General features: G+C 29.4%; 11 protein-coding genes. 8 read left to right on the top strand and 3 right to left on the bottom strand.

The window, feature by feature from the left end; translation table 11 throughout:
• Positions 1-81: 81 nt before the first annotated feature.
• Together KQI86_RS02795 and KQI86_RS02790 are read right to left on the bottom strand one after the other, a co-directional pair.
• Complete coding sequence (locus KQI86_RS02795) at positions 82-789, bottom strand: hypothetical protein (protein ID WP_216437635.1); 708 nt, start codon at positions 787-789, stop codon at positions 82-84.
• 54 nt (positions 790-843) lie between these two features.
• Entirely contained in the window at positions 844-1671 is an 828-nt protein-coding gene (locus tag KQI86_RS02790) for a TraX family protein (RefSeq protein ID WP_216437634.1), read from the bottom strand.
• A gap of 337 nt (positions 1672-2008) precedes the next feature.
• Here KQI86_RS02790 and KQI86_RS02785 point away from each other — a divergent pair, with 337 nt between their 5' ends.
• The 3 genes from KQI86_RS02785 to hsp18 all read left to right on the top strand — a co-directional run bounded on the left by KQI86_RS02785 (position 2009) and on the right by hsp18 (position 5868).
• Complete coding sequence (locus KQI86_RS02785; RefSeq protein ID WP_425514348.1) at positions 2009-3070, top strand: endonuclease/exonuclease/phosphatase family protein; 1062 nt, start codon at positions 2009-2011, stop codon at positions 3068-3070.
• Positions 3071-3377: 307 nt separating this feature from the next.
• Positions 3378-5258 (top strand): molecular chaperone HtpG, encoded by a 1881-nt coding sequence (htpG, locus tag KQI86_RS02780; protein ID WP_216437633.1) that lies wholly within the window; start codon positions 3378-3380, stop codon positions 5256-5258.
• A 169-nt stretch (positions 5259-5427) separates the two neighbouring features.
• Entirely contained in the window at positions 5428-5868 is a 441-nt protein-coding gene (gene hsp18, locus KQI86_RS02775) for a heat shock protein Hsp18 (protein ID WP_216437632.1), read from the top strand.
• Between the two features lie 251 nt (positions 5869-6119).
• Here hsp18 and KQI86_RS02770 read toward each other — a convergent pair whose 3' ends face one another.
• A complete protein-coding gene (locus KQI86_RS02770) occupies positions 6120-6752 on the bottom strand; it encodes a class D sortase (protein WP_216437631.1) in 633 nt (210 codons plus the stop codon).
• Positions 6753-7078: 326 nt separating this feature from the next.
• Here KQI86_RS02770 and KQI86_RS02765 point away from each other — a divergent pair, with 326 nt between their 5' ends.
• The 5 genes from KQI86_RS02765 to KQI86_RS02745 all read left to right on the top strand — a co-directional run bounded on the left by KQI86_RS02765 (position 7079) and on the right by KQI86_RS02745 (position 18137).
• Complete coding sequence (locus KQI86_RS02765) at positions 7079-10129, top strand: ATP-binding protein (protein ID WP_216437630.1); 3051 nt, start codon at positions 7079-7081, stop codon at positions 10127-10129.
• Positions 10130-10159: 30 nt separating this feature from the next.
• Positions 10160-11281 (top strand): response regulator, encoded by a 1122-nt coding sequence (locus KQI86_RS02760; protein WP_216437629.1) that lies wholly within the window; start codon positions 10160-10162, stop codon positions 11279-11281.
• A gap of 227 nt (positions 11282-11508) precedes the next feature.
• The gene (locus KQI86_RS02755; protein ID WP_216437628.1) at positions 11509-16305 is read left to right on the top strand and encodes a SpaA isopeptide-forming pilin-related protein; all 4797 of its coding nucleotides are present in this window, start codon (positions 11509-11511) and stop codon (positions 16303-16305) included.
• A gap of 189 nt (positions 16306-16494) precedes the next feature.
• The gene (locus KQI86_RS02750; protein WP_216437627.1) at positions 16495-16947 is read left to right on the top strand and encodes a GNAT family N-acetyltransferase; all 453 of its coding nucleotides are present in this window, start codon (positions 16495-16497) and stop codon (positions 16945-16947) included.
• A 263-nt stretch (positions 16948-17210) separates the two neighbouring features.
• A complete protein-coding gene (locus KQI86_RS02745; RefSeq protein ID WP_216437626.1) occupies positions 17211-18137 on the top strand; it encodes a carbon-nitrogen hydrolase family protein in 927 nt (308 codons plus the stop codon).
• The last annotated feature ends 149 nt before the right edge of the window (positions 18138-18286 follow it).

The following is an 18286-nucleotide window of genomic DNA, read 5'->3' as shown; positions in this document are numbered from 1 at the left end:
ATATACATTTAATGGGACGAACAATGAGAATTCATAATAAAAATTACAAATTCTCATTATCCATCCCATAGTTTTAATCAATTAATATTTTAGTATTGCCTTTTCTGTTTCTTCTCCTTTTTTACAAATAGTCATAGCAAATATATATGAATACATATATATACTTGTTATTATAAAACTTATTAATACATAGCCTATGGTGCTATCTGCTAAATTTATGCCTACTACTGAGATTGTACCTACTATAATGCTCAATGCAATACTTAATAATATTATTTCTCCAGAATACTTTTTACCCAATGATATTCCTTTTTTCAAAGCTTCCGTTGGACTTGCGTCATTGTATACCAAGTATGCATTGCATGGAGTAAATAACACACTAAGATATATTACGAAGATAACTGCAAGTGGCATGATTATATCCCAAAATCCTAAAAACATTACCCCTAAGAAGATAGTAGAAATAATGATAGTCAATGCTAAATATCTTGTATAAATACCTAAGCTTTCTTTAAAAATTTCCCTAAAACTTATATCCTTTTCATTTACTAATGATTTTACAACTACCATTAAAAATGAGTAGAATAATGAACCTACGAATAAACTAAATAGAGTTTGTACCCAATTACTCGTTACTGTTTGTTTGAAGGTTGAGAAATTTCCTACAAAGAAATCATATTGGCTAAAGCCTAAATTAGCGTTGATACTTTCAAAGAGTACCTTTACTAAAATAAATGGCAGTAAGAATTTGAATCCTTTTATATAATTGCTCCAAATTTCTCTATGCATAAAACTTTCCTCCTAAAAAATATTTGATTAAACCCTTTAGGAAACTAATAAACATTAAGCTCCTATTGTTGCCAAGTATACCCTTATAAAATATAAAATCAGTAAGTGTGCTGGATAAAAAACGTAAAAAAAGTACTTTATCTTTAATCCTCTTTGGCCATTATAAAAATAAATTGCAAGCAGTGAAAGATATACAATACCAAAACTTCCCATTGCCAGATATGAGAACACAATAATTCCTGACAATATTTGTAATAGCCTATTTTCTCTAAATATATAAAAAAGGGATATGCAGAGTATACCGTAATAATTAAAATCACATTTTATAAACTTGGCTATTGCTCCAAATACTACTATAGTTGCTATAATAGCGATTGCAGCAATTACTTTGTTTATTTTTTTGTTGTTAATAAATTTAATATTTATTTCTTTGCTATTAATAAATTCAATTATATACATTACACATACTCCTAAGAGCAATGTAAAAAATACATTATTTAATCGAGAAGCTGGTATAAATATTTTGTTACCAAAAGCCAAATTAAAAGGTATTTCAGAAATTAATGCAAAGATAAAAAGTCTCAATGCGTATTTCTTTTTATTGCTAGTATGAACATATCCTTCAACGAGTAAAAAACAAAATATTGGGAAAGATATACGGCCTACTGCCCTCATTAACTGATAGATAGTTTTTAAATTGGAGCTATAATACATTGCTGTATTTTCAGCATAGGGTATAAATTTATAATATATGCCCACTAAAATTAATACTGCTGCAATGTGATCAACCAGCATAGAAATAACTGCTATAATTTTCAATGTACTGCCTGGTAGCCCTCTTTTTCTTGATAATTCTCTTTTTTCAGTTATAGATGTATTCACTATTATCACTCCTTATTTTTCATTTTTGATTAAAATAATGTAATCATCAAGATTTAAATCTCTCATTTTTAATCTTTGTACTGAATTTGTAAAATCACATAGCTACTTAATTGGTTAGTTACTTATGCAACTAACTATATCAACGTTGCATATATTTGTCAATAATGTACAGGATTACATTATTGACAAATAACTACATTTCTTATTAGGTAATTAATCCACAGACGTGAAGCTAAAAATTATAGAAATCTCTGGATATAATATCTTTTATTGAGAGTTATAAGGAATTTATGGTAAAATATATACAATGAGAACAATGTATATGGGGGACAAAGAAGTGAAGATATTTTTAAAAATATTGGGATTAGTTATTGGAGTACTTGTTTGTGTATTTTTACTATATTTATTGGCTATGACCATTACTGATTACAGACCAGAAGATACAATAACTTTAGAGGTGGAAAATCAACAAGAAAAAACTATATCTAAAGATGAGGCTTTTACAATTACCACATATAATATAGGGTACTGTGGAATGGACAAAGATCAAAACTTTTTTATGGATGGAGGAACAGGTTCTCGCTCTTCAAGTAAAGAAAAGACCATGGAAAATTTAAAAGGTATAACAAATTTTTTAGCTGATAATGATTCTACATTTATATTTATTCAAGAAGTTGATACAAATGCAACAAGGAGTTTTAATATAAATCAGTATGAATATTTAAAAGAAAATTTAAAAGATTATTCATCAAGCTTTGCAATCAACTATAAAACTCTGTGGGTACCAGTTCCCATACTTAAACCTCATGGGAAGGTGAATGTAGCTGGTTTAGTTACATTGTCTAAATACAATGTAGATAGCGCAACTAGATACCAACTTCCTGGAAAAGAGAGCTGGCCTCGTCAATTAGCTGAATTAGATAGATGTTTTTTAGAAAGCAGGATTTCATTAGATAACGGGAAAGAGTTAGTTTTGATAAATGCTCATCTTTCTGCCTATGATAAGGGTGGAAATATAAGAAAGCAGCAACTTGGATTTTTAAAAGAGTATATAAGCAAGGAATATGATAAGGGAAATTATATAGTAGTAGGTGGAGATTGGAATCACTTAATCCCAACTACTGATCCTACTATATTTAAAACCACAGAGGCTTGGCCTGATTGGCTTCAAAAAATACCTGATGATTTTAAACCTAAAGGTTTTAACTGGGTAGCAGAAGGGTCGGTACCAACTTCTAGAACTGTTGCTACATCTTATGTAAAAGGTGTGAATTTTACTGCAGTTATAGATGGATATTTGGTTTCTGATAATATTAAAGTTTCAAAGGTTAAGGGACATCCCTTAGATTTTCAATACTCTGATCATAATCCTGTGACTATAGAAATTAAATTAGAATAGCATGAAAAAAAATTAACGTTTTAAATTATAAAAATGTTTCAGTTAAGAAGGCTGGGGGTTTAATCACCAGTCTTTTGTTATAAATAAAAGCAAAAATGATATAAAACCATATAAACAAGTCAATTTTATATTAAGCCAGTGAAGAGGATAAAAGAGAAGGATATATTGACACGAAAAGTAAAATGTGGTATATAAAAGTTATGGGTTAGCACTCAATGACATAGAGTGCTAACAATCCAAAATAAAAACAAAAAATTAAAATTAAATTTAACTACATAGTTTTTTATATGTGAAGGGAGAGATACATTTGGAAAAGAAAGAATTTAAAGCGGAATCCAAGAGGCTTTTAGACTTAATGGTTAACTCAATTTATACACACAAGGAAATATTTTTGAGAGAACTCATATCTAATGCCAGCGATGCTATTGATAAAATATATTATAAAGCATTGACTGACGAAAATTTAAAATTTGATAGGGACAATTATTATATTAATATAGTTCCAGATAAAAAGAATCGAGAATTAAGAATTATTGATACTGGTATAGGTATGTCAAAAGAAGAACTAGAAGAGAACTTAGGAACTATAGCAAAGAGTGGATCTTTAGCATTTAAAAATGAAAATGAATTAAAAGACGGGTATGATATAATCGGTCAGTTTGGAGTAGGTTTTTATTCTGCTTTCATGGTAGCTGATAGTGTTACTGTTATTACTAAAGCACTTGGAAGCGATGAAGCTTATAAATGGGAATCACAAGGCGCTGATGGTTATACAATAGATGTATATGAGAAAGATGCTGTTGGAACAGAGATTATATTAAAGTTAAAAGAAAATACTGAAGATGAAAATTATGATGAGTATTTAGAAGAATATAGATTAGAAAATTTAATAAAAAAATATTCTGATTTCATAAGATACCCAATAAAAATGAATGTTACAGAAAGAAAGCTCAAAGAAGGCAGTGAAAATGAGTATGAAGACCATATAGAAGAGAAAATTATTAATAGCATGGTACCAATCTGGAGGAAAAATAAAAATGAATTAACTAAAGAAGACTATGATAATTTTTACTCTGAGAAGCATTATGGATTTGATAAGCCTGTAAAACACATTCACATAAGCACAGATGGTGCTGTAATGTATAATGCAATATTATTTATACCAGAGAGAATACCTTTTGATTATTATACAAAGGAATATGAAAAAGGTTTAGAATTATATTCCAATGGTGTACTTATTATGAATAAATGCTCTGACCTACTTCCAGATTATTTTAGCTTTGTAAAAGGATTAGTTGATTCAGAGGATTTATCTTTAAATATTTCAAGAGAAATGCTACAACATGATAGACAACTTAAGTTAATTGCAAAAAATATCAAGAATAAGATAAAAAATGAGTTGTTATCATTATTAAAGAACGAAAGAGATAAGTATGAGGAGTTCTATGAGTCTTTTGGTAGACAGCTAAAATATGGAGTATATAGTGAGTTTGGAAGCAATAAAGATATATTACAAGACTTATTAATGTTCTATTCCTCAAAAGAGAAAAAACTTGTTACATTAGATGAATATATTTCAAGAATGACTGAAGAACAAAAATATATTTACTATGCTACAGGTGATTCTGTTGAAAGAATAGCAAAGTTACCACAAACAGAAATGGTAGCAGAAAAAGGATATGAAATTCTTTATTTAACTGAAGACATCGATGAATTTGCCATTAAGATGATAATGTCATATAAAGAAAAAGAATTTAAATCTGTATCTAGCGGTGATTTAGGAATTGAAGATAAAGAAAATGAAAACAATACTGAAAATGAAGATACAGCTAATAAAGAACTATTTGAAAAAATGAAAACCATATTATCAAGCAAAGTTAAGGATGTAAAAACTTCAAAGAGATTAAAATCTCACCCAGTATGCTTAACTAATGATGGAGAGATTTCAATCGAAATGGAGAAAGTTCTTAGCTCAATGCCAAATAATGAAGGCATTAAGGCAGATAAAGTCTTAGAGATAAATGTAAATCATGATATATTTAAAGCTTTAAAAGAAGCTTATGAAAAAGACCAAGAAAAACTAGCATTATACACCAATTTGCTTTATAATCAAGCCCTTCTAATTGAAGGATTACCAATTAATGATCCAGTAGATTTTACTAATGATATTTGTAAATTAATGATTTAAAAAAACATCCACTTTCAGAAATGTATTCCTAGAAAGTAGCTATATAATTTTATAGTAAAATTATATAGAGCATTCTAATTACTACTATATGCTAGTATATTTTGAAAAACTCCTGCTAAAACTAATTTATATAGAATGTATATTATAAGTTTTCAGGAGGTGATTTAATATGCTAAACATGGTACCATTTAGAAGAAACAATTTAAATAAAGCAGAGGATTATTTTGCACCTTTTTACGGAAGGATTATAGATGATAATTTTCTTTCATCTATGAATTATATGCATGAAAGTTTTAAGGTGGATTTAAAAGAAACAGATGAAAATTATTTAGTGGAAGCGGATCTACCAGGAACTAAGAGAGAAGATATAGATATAGATTTTAACAACAATTCTCTAGTAATTAGTGCAAAACGAGATGAATCTTCAGAAGAGAGAAAAGAAGATTATGTTAGACGTGAAAGACATTATGGAGAGTTCAGGCGAAGCTTTCATATAGATAATGTAGATGAAGATAAGATAAATGCCTCCTTTAGTGATGGTATTTTAAAGATTACTCTTCCAAAGTTAACTAAGGGTAAAAGTAACAGAAGAAAAATTGAAATTAATTAGCATTATAGGTGTAATTTTATAGGGTTCAACTTTTGTTTAAAAGTTGAACCCTATATATTTTTAATTTGTCTTTATATACTCATTTCTTATTCTCTCCGATGACTACCATCCGTAATACTCCCATCTTCTACGTTCCTGGATAAGTTCTTCTAAGCTTCAGTCGGAGTAAGTATTCCTTTTAAGCAAACTCCATCTGAAGCTAAGAATCACTTGATATCTAAAGTAATATATAGAAGTTTTATAAAATAAATCTAATCTTCTAACTTTGCGTTGATTATAAGTCTATGTGTGGCTACTCTGATAGGTGTACATGTGACAAGTGTTATAGTTGCATTTTCAGTTGGATTCAATACTTCAATTTGATCTGGAAGAACAACTTTAACAGCAGATACTATATATTTATAACTTCCATCAATGGTTTCTAAGATTATTTCATCGCCTTTTTCTAATTCATCTAATCTATTAAAATACTCTCCGTAAGTATAGCTCCTGTGTCCTGCAATACATAGATTTCCTTTCTCACCAGGCATAGCTGTTCCTTCAAAATGTCCTACTGCATATTTAAGCGTCTCCATATCTGTACCTTTACTTACCGTAACTTTTAAATCTATTTTAGGAATAATAAGAATTCCTATTGCATCTGAATCTTCAGAGGAAGGCTGTTCATTAGAATTATTCTCATCTCTTAAATCTTCAGTTAAACTTTTATCTAAATTTTTAAATGTGGATTCAGCCATTTGTCTATGTTTTTTAATTTTTTCTTCATAATTTTTAGTCATATTATTTTGTTTCTGCGTTGCCCAATACTTAGTTCCAAAAGTATATGAGATTATTATAATACCTATAAAAATAAGGACTATACCCATAATTTTAATATTTTTCAATGAGGCACCCTCCTTGTATAGTGATACTTAATGCAATTATTCTACTATGCATGTTTATTTTAGTGACTAATACTGGATTAGTCAAGTTGTTTATTTTCCATATAATAGCATTTATATATGGAAAATATTTTTAATATTGTATAGTTATAATTTATATAATATAGTAAACTATGGATATAACAAGAAATATAAGTAAACTTTATGAGACATTTGTGAGGAGTTTGTGAGAAATTTGTGAGAAAATAATTATGATACAAGATTCGAATAAAGCTATATAAATTTAAAAGTAAATATATATTAAAGATTATGGGGGATTATAAGATTTAATGAAAAATATATTAAGATCAATTATAGTTTTAGGAATGTTATTAGTTTCACTTTTTATATCTTTTTATGATTTAACACCCAATAAAAATCCTCTACCTGCGGAAAAAGGAAAAATGGATCTTTCACAATGGGATTTTTATAAAAATAGAGCTGTAAAGTTAGATGGAGAGTGGGAACTTTATGATAATCAATTACTTACTCCAGAGGATTTTCATGAAAATGGTCCCAATGAACCTAAATTAACAGGCTACGCTAAACTAACATCAACTAGAATAGATGATAAAAATGATAATATTATAGAACCTAAAGGGGTTAGAAGCTATAGATTAGTTATGAAAATAAATCCTTCAAATGAGGTATTTGGGCTAAAAGTAGAAAACGTTAAAATGAGTAATAAAATATATGTTAATGGTAGTTTAAAAGGTTCAAGTGGTAATCCAGATGAGAAAAATAAGGAGTATTATCCTAAAAATATACCTTATGACACATATTTTAATATTCAAGGGGATAAAGTTGAAATAATTCTGCAGACGGCAAACTTTGATTATCCATTTAAAGGAACTTTATATAAAATATATTTTGGGCTTCAAAAGGATATTAGTTTTATGACTATGACAAATTTCTCTATTGAGCTGGCAGGGGCTATATTGGCATTTCTATTTGGAATTTATTGTTTGAATATTTATTCTATAAGCAATGGAGAGAAAATCTATCTATATTCAGGAGTAAATCTTTTAGCAACTATGATATCCTTAGCTTTAAATGGACAAAAATCATTATTGCAATTATTTCCATATATACCCTTTGAGCTATTTTGTAAAGTTCAAGAAATCGCAGTTATTCTAATGGTAATATCTTTATTAAGAATCATAAGAGAAGTAGATAAAAGAATATTGTCCAAACCTATAATCAAAATAACTAATATAGTGAGCAGTATATACATATTAATAGTTTTGATAATTAAATATTCAGTACATGCGTATTTAAATTTAATTATGTATATCTTTATTCCGGTATTATTAATAATAGTAATTTCAAGATTAATAATCATGATTTTAAAAAACTCCTATGGAACTTTAGAAAGAAAAGAAAATGTTATTTTTCTGCAAGCTACAGTTTGTATATTTATTTGTCTAACTAATAATTTTTTATATGTATTTAACTTAGTTCATACAAAAATAATAGGCTCAGTTGCTCTTTGTGGATTTATGATATTGATGGCTATTATAATGTCTTATAAATTCTCACTAGCTTATAAAGATATGGAGAAGATGTCAAATGAGCTTATAAAAATGGATAGAGTTAAGGATGAATTTATCACTAAAACCTCCTACGAATTAAAAGCTCCATTGTATGGAATAATTAACATAGCCGAAACCATAATCAAAGAAAATAGCGAATCCTTAAAAGATAAAAATATTAAAGATATAATAATCACTAAAAATATAGCTTTAAGATTATGTAATATTATAAATGACACATTAGATGTAACTTTGTTAAAGAATAATCAATTAAAGATTAATATATCCACAGTAGACATTAAAATTTGCACTAACTTAGTGATAGAAAGCTATAAATATATAATACAAAACAAAAATATAAATATTATTAACAATATAAAGGAATCATTGATGGTTAAGGGGGATAAAGATAGAGTAAGGCAGATTTTATTTAATCTTATTAATAATGCTGTGAAAAATATGGAAAAAGGTACAATAAAAATAAGCGGTAATAAAATCAATGATATGGTTTATGTATCTGTAGAAGATACAGGTATTGGAATTCCAATAGATAAACAAGAAAAAATTTTCAAACCTTATGAATCTTTGAATTTAGAAGGAATTGGCTTAGGGCTGTATATAACTCGTCAATTAGTTGAATTAATGAAAGGAAAAATATATTTAGAGTGGTCAGAAGTAAATAAGGGAAGTTGCTTTGTATTTTCACTGCCTTATTCAGAAGAAGCAAGTAATTTATGTGAGGTATCAAATAGGGAAGATATAAAATATTTTCAGAAATTATCCTCCATAGATTATCCTAAAACAAAGGATAGAGAAAAAGCTGAAGACACAATTTTAATAGTAGATTATGAACTACTAAATGTTCAGACGGCTTTAAATATATTCCATAGAGAGGGCTATAATATCTTAACTGCTTTCTCAGGAGAAGAGGCTTTAAATAAAATAAGAAATAATAAAATTGATTTAATACTCCTAGATGTAATGATGCCAGGAATCTCAGGAATAGATATATGTAAAAAAATTAGAGAAAAATACTCTATTATTGAATTACCAATATTGATATCAACTCTAAGAAATACCAATTACGATTTGTTTTTAGGATTCGAAGCGGGAGCCAATGATTTTATAACTAAGCCTTTTGAGGAAAAAGAAATAATTGGCAGAGCAAGAACGCTAATTGCATTGAAGAAATCCATGGAGCATGCTCTAAAAAGTGAGTTAGCTTTTTTGCAAGCTCAAATAAAACCACATTTTTTATATAACGCACTAAGTACTATTATTTCTTTTTGTTATACTGATAGCGAAAAAGCTGCTAATCTTCTTATAAATTTTAGTAAGTATTTAAGGTTAGCTTTTGATATAGATAATAAGCTAATGATTGTACTATTAAGGCGAGAGCTAGAGATGGTGGATGCTTATGTAGAAATAGAAAAGGCTCGATTTGGAGAAAAAATTAAAATTGAATATGATATTGATCAAGAACTTATGAATGAAGAAATTCCATCTCTATCTATACAACCCTTGGTGGAAAATGCAATAAAACACGGACTTTATAAAAAAAGTGAAGGGGGAACTGTATATGTTTCAGCTAAAAAGAGAAGAGGTACAATCTATATTACAGTTAGAGATACCGGAGTTGGAATGCCCATGGAAAAAATTGAAGAGTTAAAAAATATTGATATTAAAGATGAGGGAGTAGGGTTTTCAAACATAAGCAAAAGAATTAGAAAATTAAATAAAGCAGAGATAAATATTTGTAGTATTGAAGGGGAAGGAACAACTGTAACTATATCTATTGAACATTTATAGTTTAATACGTTGTTGGGGAGGGATAAGTCAATGAGAACTATAATTGTAGAAGATGAAAAACCAATTTTGGAACTAATGAAAATGCTTATTAATAAGAATAAGCATTTAAAAATAATAGGAGAATTTAGTAATCCTAAAGAAGCTTTAGAAAACATATTAAAACTCTTACCAGAGGTTATTTTTATAGATGTAGAGATGCCATATATGAGTGGAATAGAATTTGCTAAAAAAGTTATGAGCTTTGATGAGAATATACAGATAGTTTTCGTAACTGCTCATGAGAAATATGCCTTAGAAGCGTTTAAAGTTAACGCAGTAAATTATATTTTAAAGCCAATTACAGAAGAAGATTTAAATGTGACCGTAAGTAGGCTATTGAAAAACAGAAACATACAGGAAATTAACTTAGAAGAAGACAAGGAAAATAAAATATTTTGTTTAGGAGGCTTTAGAGTTTATGGAAGCTTAGGTAATGAAATTATTAAATGGTCTACTGCAAAGGTCCAGGAATTGTTTGCATATTTTGTTTATAAAAACGGAGAAGAAATAGACAAATGGGAGCTTTGTGATATACTTTGGCCAGATTCACCTCCTAAAAAAGCAGAGCATAACTTGCACAGTACAATATATAGACTAAAATCTGTTTTTAAAAATACAGCAATAGATAATATAGTGCATTATCGAAGTGGAAAATATAGAATAGATTTAGAAGATTTTCGTTGCGATGTATGGGACTTTCAAGCTTTTATTGAAAATAATCCTGTAGTAAACGAGAAGAACATAATGAATTATGAGAAAATTATTGATTCCTATAAAGGGATACTATTTGGAAATGAGGATTATATTTGGACTATAGAATTAAATGAAAAAATAAGCAGATATTATTTAACTAGTGCAAAAAATATAGCCAAATATTATACGGAAAAAAATTTTTATTATAAAGCGGAAGAATATTTGGACAAAGTTATTAAAAAAAATCCCTTTGATGAAGAAGCTCATGAATTAATGATGAAGGTGTATTTTAATATAGGAAATAGAGTAGAATTAGTTAGCCATTATAAGAGGCTAAATAAATTATTTAAAGATGAACTTCGTATACCTCCAAAAGAATCAACTAAAAAACTTTATGAAAACTTATTGGTGAAATTGTGAGCGAGGAATTAAATCTCTCTCAGAAAAATAAATATTAAATACAAAGCCCTATGTTTTTTCAAACATAGGGCTTTGTATTTGATATGAAATAATTTATATTTCTCTCAATTTGTGAGAAGTATGTGAGAAGTTTGTTAGAGCCTTGTTAGGACAGTAGATTAGTATAAAATTGATAAAATAAAATTTATCGCAAAATTAAATATAGTATTTTGAAAGGGAGGGGAAAAATGAGAAGAAAAAGATTTTTAGCAATCACCACGGCAATTATGTTTCTGCTGGAGGTTTTCTCGGTAATTATACCTTTTACTAGTGTAAAAGCAAATGAGTCTACAAATATCACAGATAAATTTCAGTTTATCACAGATGTTAAACTAACAGATGGAGATGGAAACCCATTAGGAGATAATGTGGATAAGAAATCAGAGATTCGTGTTAGTTATGACTGGTCTATTCCAAATGATGAAACTGTAAAAGAAGGGGACTTTTACACAATGCAGCTACCGAGTCAAATCCATATCACACAAGATATCAATGAAGAAATTACTGATGGTGGAAATAAAATAGCAGATGTGCATATAGGTACAGATGGGAATGTAAAAATTACATTTTCAGAATATGAAAGTCAAGAATCTGATGTAACAGGCTCTTTTTATGCTAATTGTAATTTTAGGGAAAGTGACATAGAAAATGAAAATTCTGTATCGCTTACCTTTAATCTTCAAGGAAGCGAAAAGCCTGTTATTATTAATGTGAATTTTGGAGAACCTGCACCTGTAGATAATTCTGTTGAAGAACCTGAAAATCAAGATCCATCTACAAATGAATCTATAAATGAACCTGTAGATATTACAGATAAATTTCAGTTTATCACAGGCGTTAAACTAACAGACGGAGATGGAAATCCATTAGAAGGTAATGTGGATAAGAAATCAGAGATTCGTGTTAGTTATGACTGGTCTATTCCAAATGATGAAACTGTAAAAGAAGGGGACTTTTATAGAATGCAGCTACCACCTCAGATCCATATCGTACAAGATATTAACCAGCCAATTAATGACGATGATGGAAATAAAATAGCAGATATGCATATAGGCACAGATGGAAGCGTAAAAATTACATTTACAAAATATGCAAGTGAACATTCAAATGTAAAAGGTTATATTTATGCCAGTTGTCATTTCAAGGAAGAGGAAATAGGAAATGAGAATCCTGTAAAGATTACCTTCAATCTTCAAGGAGATGCAAAACCTGTTACTATTGAAGTGGATTTTGAACAACCTGCACCTGTAGATACTTCTATTATAAAATACGGCGAATATAATTCGTCTACAAATGAAATTACATGGAAAGTAGAAGTAAATAGAGAAAAAGTGAAAGTTAAGGATGCTGTGATTAAAGATGATATCCCTATAGGTCAACAATATGTAGAAGGCTCCACAGAGTTTGATGGTAATCCAACCTCAGATGGATTTACCTATATAAAGGCTGCATATGGAGATTCGAGTAAAACAGGAACGTTGACTTATAAGTTTAATGATGTAATTGATAAAACAACACACACCATAACTTTCAAGACTAAAGTAACAGATCCAAAGGCTTTTGAGTCACATGGAAAAGTAACTCGTCAGTACAATAAAGCAATTTTAATTCATGATGGCACAAGTACAGAGTCAAATGATGCATATGTTGAAGTAAATATAAATTATATTAATAAAAGTGGATGGTACAGCGGGGAAAGAAAGCAAATTGACTGGACGATTAATATAAACAACAATGCACAGTCAATCACAAATGCAAAGGTTACAGATAATATACCAGAAGGGCTGACTCTAGATGAAAGTAGTGTAAAAGTAGATGGAAAATCTGTGTCAGACTACACCTATAACAATAATATATTTGAATATACTTTTAAAGGAACTATAAATGAGCCACATACTATTACTTTTTCAACAGATGTAACGGACCCAGATGCCTATAATTCAAATAATGCGAAGTATTATGAAAATGAAGCTATCTTAACAGGTGAGGGTGTGCCTGGAGATGCTAAGGGTACTGGAACTGTTGGTGTTCCAACTAGTATTATTCAGAAACAAGGGATAAACTATGATGCTTCTACTAGTATTATTACTTGGAGAATTACTGTAAACACTAATAAAATACTTATTGGTAAGGGTGCTGTGGTTACAGATCATATTCCTATAGGTCAACAATATGTGGAGGGATCAACAGAATTTGATGGGAAGCCAATCACTGATGGATTTACTTATACAAAGGCTTTAGATGGAGATAAAGAAAAAACAGGAACGCTAATCTATAGGTTTAATGGTCCAATTGATAAAACCACACATACTATAATCTTTAAAACAAAGATAACAGATCCTAATGTGTATGCTGCCAATACAAGTAAAGACTATCATAATACGGCTACACTTACCCAACCGGATATACCTACATCTAAATCTACGGGATGGCAGAGGGTAAGCAGCCAGGTAATTCAAAAGAGCGGTAAAGATTATGATTATGTAACAAAAGAAATTACCTGGGAAATTAAAGTGAATAAAAATAGAATGCCTATAACTAATGCTGTTGTTGAGGATGCTATTCCAGAAGGTCAGGAATTTGCAGAAGGCTCTGTGATGATTGGAGGAAAAGAAGCGGATTCAAAGAATTACAGTTTTGATTTTAAAGAAAGAATTTTTAGGTATAGGTTCCCAGAGAAAATCAACACAGAACAGACAATTACCTTCAAAACAAGAATTATAGATTTATCAATTTTTAATACCAATGGCAATAAAGTCGTGAGTAATACCGCCTCTTTAATTGGAGATGAAATACCACCCAATGTGAAGAGCACTGGAACTCAGACTATTAAGAATTCAGTGGTGAGCAAGGTAGCTAATTATACAAGCGGAAATTCTTATATTGATTGGGAGGTAATTATTAATAGTGCTAGTATTCCAATAAAGGATGCCACTATAACTGATCAGCTTCAAGAGGGACTAGTGCTAGATACAGATACAGTAAAATTATACAAAATGACTGTAGATACTAAAGGTATTCTTACACAAGGGGAGGAAGTACTACTTAACAAAGAGAATGTTAAATATGATATTGAAACTAGAGAGTTTACATTTAATTTTCCAGGCTCAATAGATGGAGCTTTTAAACTAACCTTTAGAACGGATGCAACTAAAACAGCTACCTTCACAAATTCAGTATCTTTTAGTGGAACTGGGATTATTGAGAATTCTACTTCAAAACCAGTGGGAGTTTGGTATTCTACTGGTGGCGGTGGAGGAACAGGACAAACTGGAAAGATTAATATTGTAAAGGTTGATAGTAATGACTCTACGAAAAAACTTAAGGGAGCAGTATTTCAACTTTTAGATCGATACGAGAATGTTATAAAAGTTTCTCAATCTACAGGAGATGACGGCTCTGTTCTGTTTGATAAACTAAAATTCGATATAGATTATTCTATTAAAGAATTAGTAGCACCAGAGGGCTATAATTTAAGCGATGAAGTTTATACTTTTCAATTAAAAGGTAGAAATGATGAAAAGAGTATCACATATGAGTATGTGAATGATAAAATTACTGGAATAATAGAATTTAAGAAAACAGAAGAAAATGCAGAGGAATCTGGACTTCAAGGAGCAGAATTTACACTCTATAAGAGTGATGATACTAATTATCAAGACCCTATAAATACTGCGATTAGCGATGAGAATGGGATTGTACAATTTAAAAATGTGGAATATGGAAGCTACAGTATAAAGGAGACTAAAGCACCTGATGGATATAATCCATCTTCACAAGTTTTAAATGCAACTATTAGTGAAAACGGAGCTACTGTAAAGGTAGATCCATATACAGTTCCTAACACAAAAATAAGAGGAAATATAGAATTTATCAAGGTGGGACAAAATGAAAATCCTCTTAAAGGTGCAGAATTTAAGCTTTATAAGAGTGATGATACAGCTTATAAAAATCCTATAGATACTGCAATCAGTGATGAAAATGGAATTGTACAGTTCAAAGACGTAGAGTATGGAAACTACAATATAAAGGAGACAAAAGCTATTAGTGGATATTATCTTTCCTACAAGACCTTGACTGCAAGTATTAATGAACATGGAGTTACTGTACATGCAAATCCATATAAATTTGTTAATACAAAGATTACCAGTGGGGGAGGAGGTTCTGGAGGATCTGGAGGTAGCATTAAAGGAACAGTGAATGTTAAAAAAGTTGATGAAAATGATAAACCTCTTAAAGGTGTAGAATTTGCACTAATTGATGCAAATGAAAATTTAATTCAGCTTGCTTTAACAGATGATAAGGGAGTTGCACAATTTAAAGATGTGTCATATGGTAAATATACTGTTAAAGAAACAAAGCCACTTGAAGGATATGCTATTTCCAATGAGACAATTTTTGTTGAAGTAAATCAAAATGGAAAGACCTATGATATTGGAACTATTAAAAATACCAAAATTAGAGGGGCCATTGAGATTAATAAAGTGGATAAAAATAAAAAACCTCTTAGTGGAGCAGAATTTACACTATACCATGAAGATGGAAGAATAGTTAAAACTGCTATATCAAGATCAGATGGAATAGTTCTATTTGAAGGCTTGGGCTATGGAAATTACACAGCTAAAGAGACAAAAGCACCTAAAGGATATGTCCTAAGTAATGAGGTTATAATTGTTTCTATAGGTTCCTCAGAAACACAAAAATTCACGGTTCAAAATGAAGTGGAAAAAGCATCTGTTGAAGATAAAAAGCCAGGAAAAGACACTAGCAAAGACAATAAGCCAGGAAAAAGTTCCATTGCACAGAATGAAATTGCTGAAAATGAAAAAAATCCAAATGAAAATAGTTCTAATAAAAACAATAAAATTCTTCCTAAAACCGGAAGTATCATAGATACTACAGTTTTAATGGTAATAGGAATACTATTAATTCTTGTAGGAGCTGGATTAATATTTAAAGAAGAAAAAATGAAAAAGAGTAATTAAAAACAATCAATACTAAATAAGAGAGTGCCCTTAAAATAAAGGGCATTCTTTTTTATATTTACTATATGTAAAATAAGGACTATATTCCTATAATTGTATTGACCGTAAATGTTACAATAAATATAATTAGATTAATTAAGATTATTAATATAACAAGTGAGATTATTATATAATAGGAAGTGAGATCATATGAATTTAAACTTACGAGCAAGAATAATGAAAACATCTGACCTTAAAAAATGTTCAGAGTTAATGCTAAAAGTTTTTAATGGTGAACCTTGGTTTGATAAATGGGAATCCGTAAATCAAGTGCAAAAGTATCTTAAAGAATTTGTAGATAATCCTGTATTTATTGGCTTTGTTATTGAAGAAAATAATAAAATCCTTGGTGCATGTTTTGGACATACAAGAAGTTGGTATGAAGGTGAGGAATACTATATTGATGAATATTTTATAGACTCTGATTTGCAATGTAGTGGTATTGGTTCTAGACTAATGAATTATATCAAAGAATATTTAATTTCTAAAAATATTTACTGCATTGCACTGCTTACAGAAAAGGATTTCCCTGCTGAACAATTCTATAAAAAGCATGGATTTAAAGTAAGAAATAATACCATTTTTATGTATAATAATTTTTAGAGTAAGTATATCACAGAGTTAGAAAGTTTTTTAATAAATAGGAAAAAGTACGATTCTAATTATTTATTTCAAGCAGATTTGATATTTAAATTTTATTGTAATATACTTTAGTTATAAAAGTAGAACTATTTAGAAAATTTTTAAAAATTATTAGTATGGTACTATTATCAGATATGAAAAAATATAGACAAAACATAACAAAGTCTTCGTTGAAGAGTTTTACAAAGGTTTAATTCAAATTATTTATACAAGGAGGGTGACCATTGAAGGAAAATGCAAAAACAGTAAAGGTTGCAGTAGTCCAAGCATCCCCTATAATTATGGATAAAGATGCAACTTTAAAGAAAACTATATCATTAATTAAAGAAGCAGCTGATAAGGGGGCAAAAATAGTTGTATTTCCAGAAGCTTTTATACCTGCTTATCCAAGAGGACTTAGTTTTGGATTTGTCGTAGGAAGTCGCACAATGGAAGGAAGAAAAGATTGGCAAAGATATTATGAAAATTCTGTTGCTGTTCCAAGTGATGTCACAGAAGCTTTAGGCGAGGCAGCTCACGAATATGGAGTTTATTTATCAATAGGAATTACTGAAAGAGATGCAGATGAAATTAATACTACACTATATTGTACAGTTCTTTTCTTTGGACCCAATGGAGAGTATTTAGGAAAGCATAGAAAATTAAAACCAACAGGCTCTGAAAGATTAATTTGGGGAGAAGGAGATGGAAGTACTCTCACTGCAGTAGATACACCATATGGAAAGATGGGTTCTTTAATTTGTTGGGAAAACTACATGCCACTAGCTCGTGCAGCAATGTATGCTAAAGGCGTAAAAATATATATAGCACCTACTGCCGATTCAAGAGAAATATATCAGAATACTATAAAACATATTGCTTTAGAAGGTAGATGTTTCGTTATTTCTTGTAATCAATATGTAGAAAAAAGCATGTATCCAAAGGATTTAAATTATTATCATGAATTGGAAAAACAACCTGAAATAATGTGTCCAGGAGGCAGTTGTATAATAGATCCTTTAGGAAGATATGTGGTAGAACCAGTTTATAATAAAGAAGAAATATTAATAGGTGAATTGGATTTAGACTTAATAGTTCAAAGTAGACTAGATTTTGATGTAACAGGTCACTATTCAAGACCGGATGTATTTGAATTAATAGTGCATGAGTAAATAACAAAAGGAAAATTGATGAATTTCTTCAATTTTCCTTTTTAATAGATTTAAGCTTTGCTTATAAAGCAGTAATACAAGTGTGCATTAAAATTTTACATAGATCAGGATTATTTAAAATTCTTTATTACACTAGAGGTATTAGACTT

Source organism: Clostridium mobile, assembly GCF_018918285.1.
GTDB classification, from domain to species: Bacteria; Bacillota; Clostridia; order Clostridiales; family Clostridiaceae; genus Clostridium_AW; species Clostridium_AW mobile.
The sequence above is the reverse complement of the archived record's forward strand: the minus strand, read 5'-3'. Positions and strand labels throughout refer to the sequence as shown.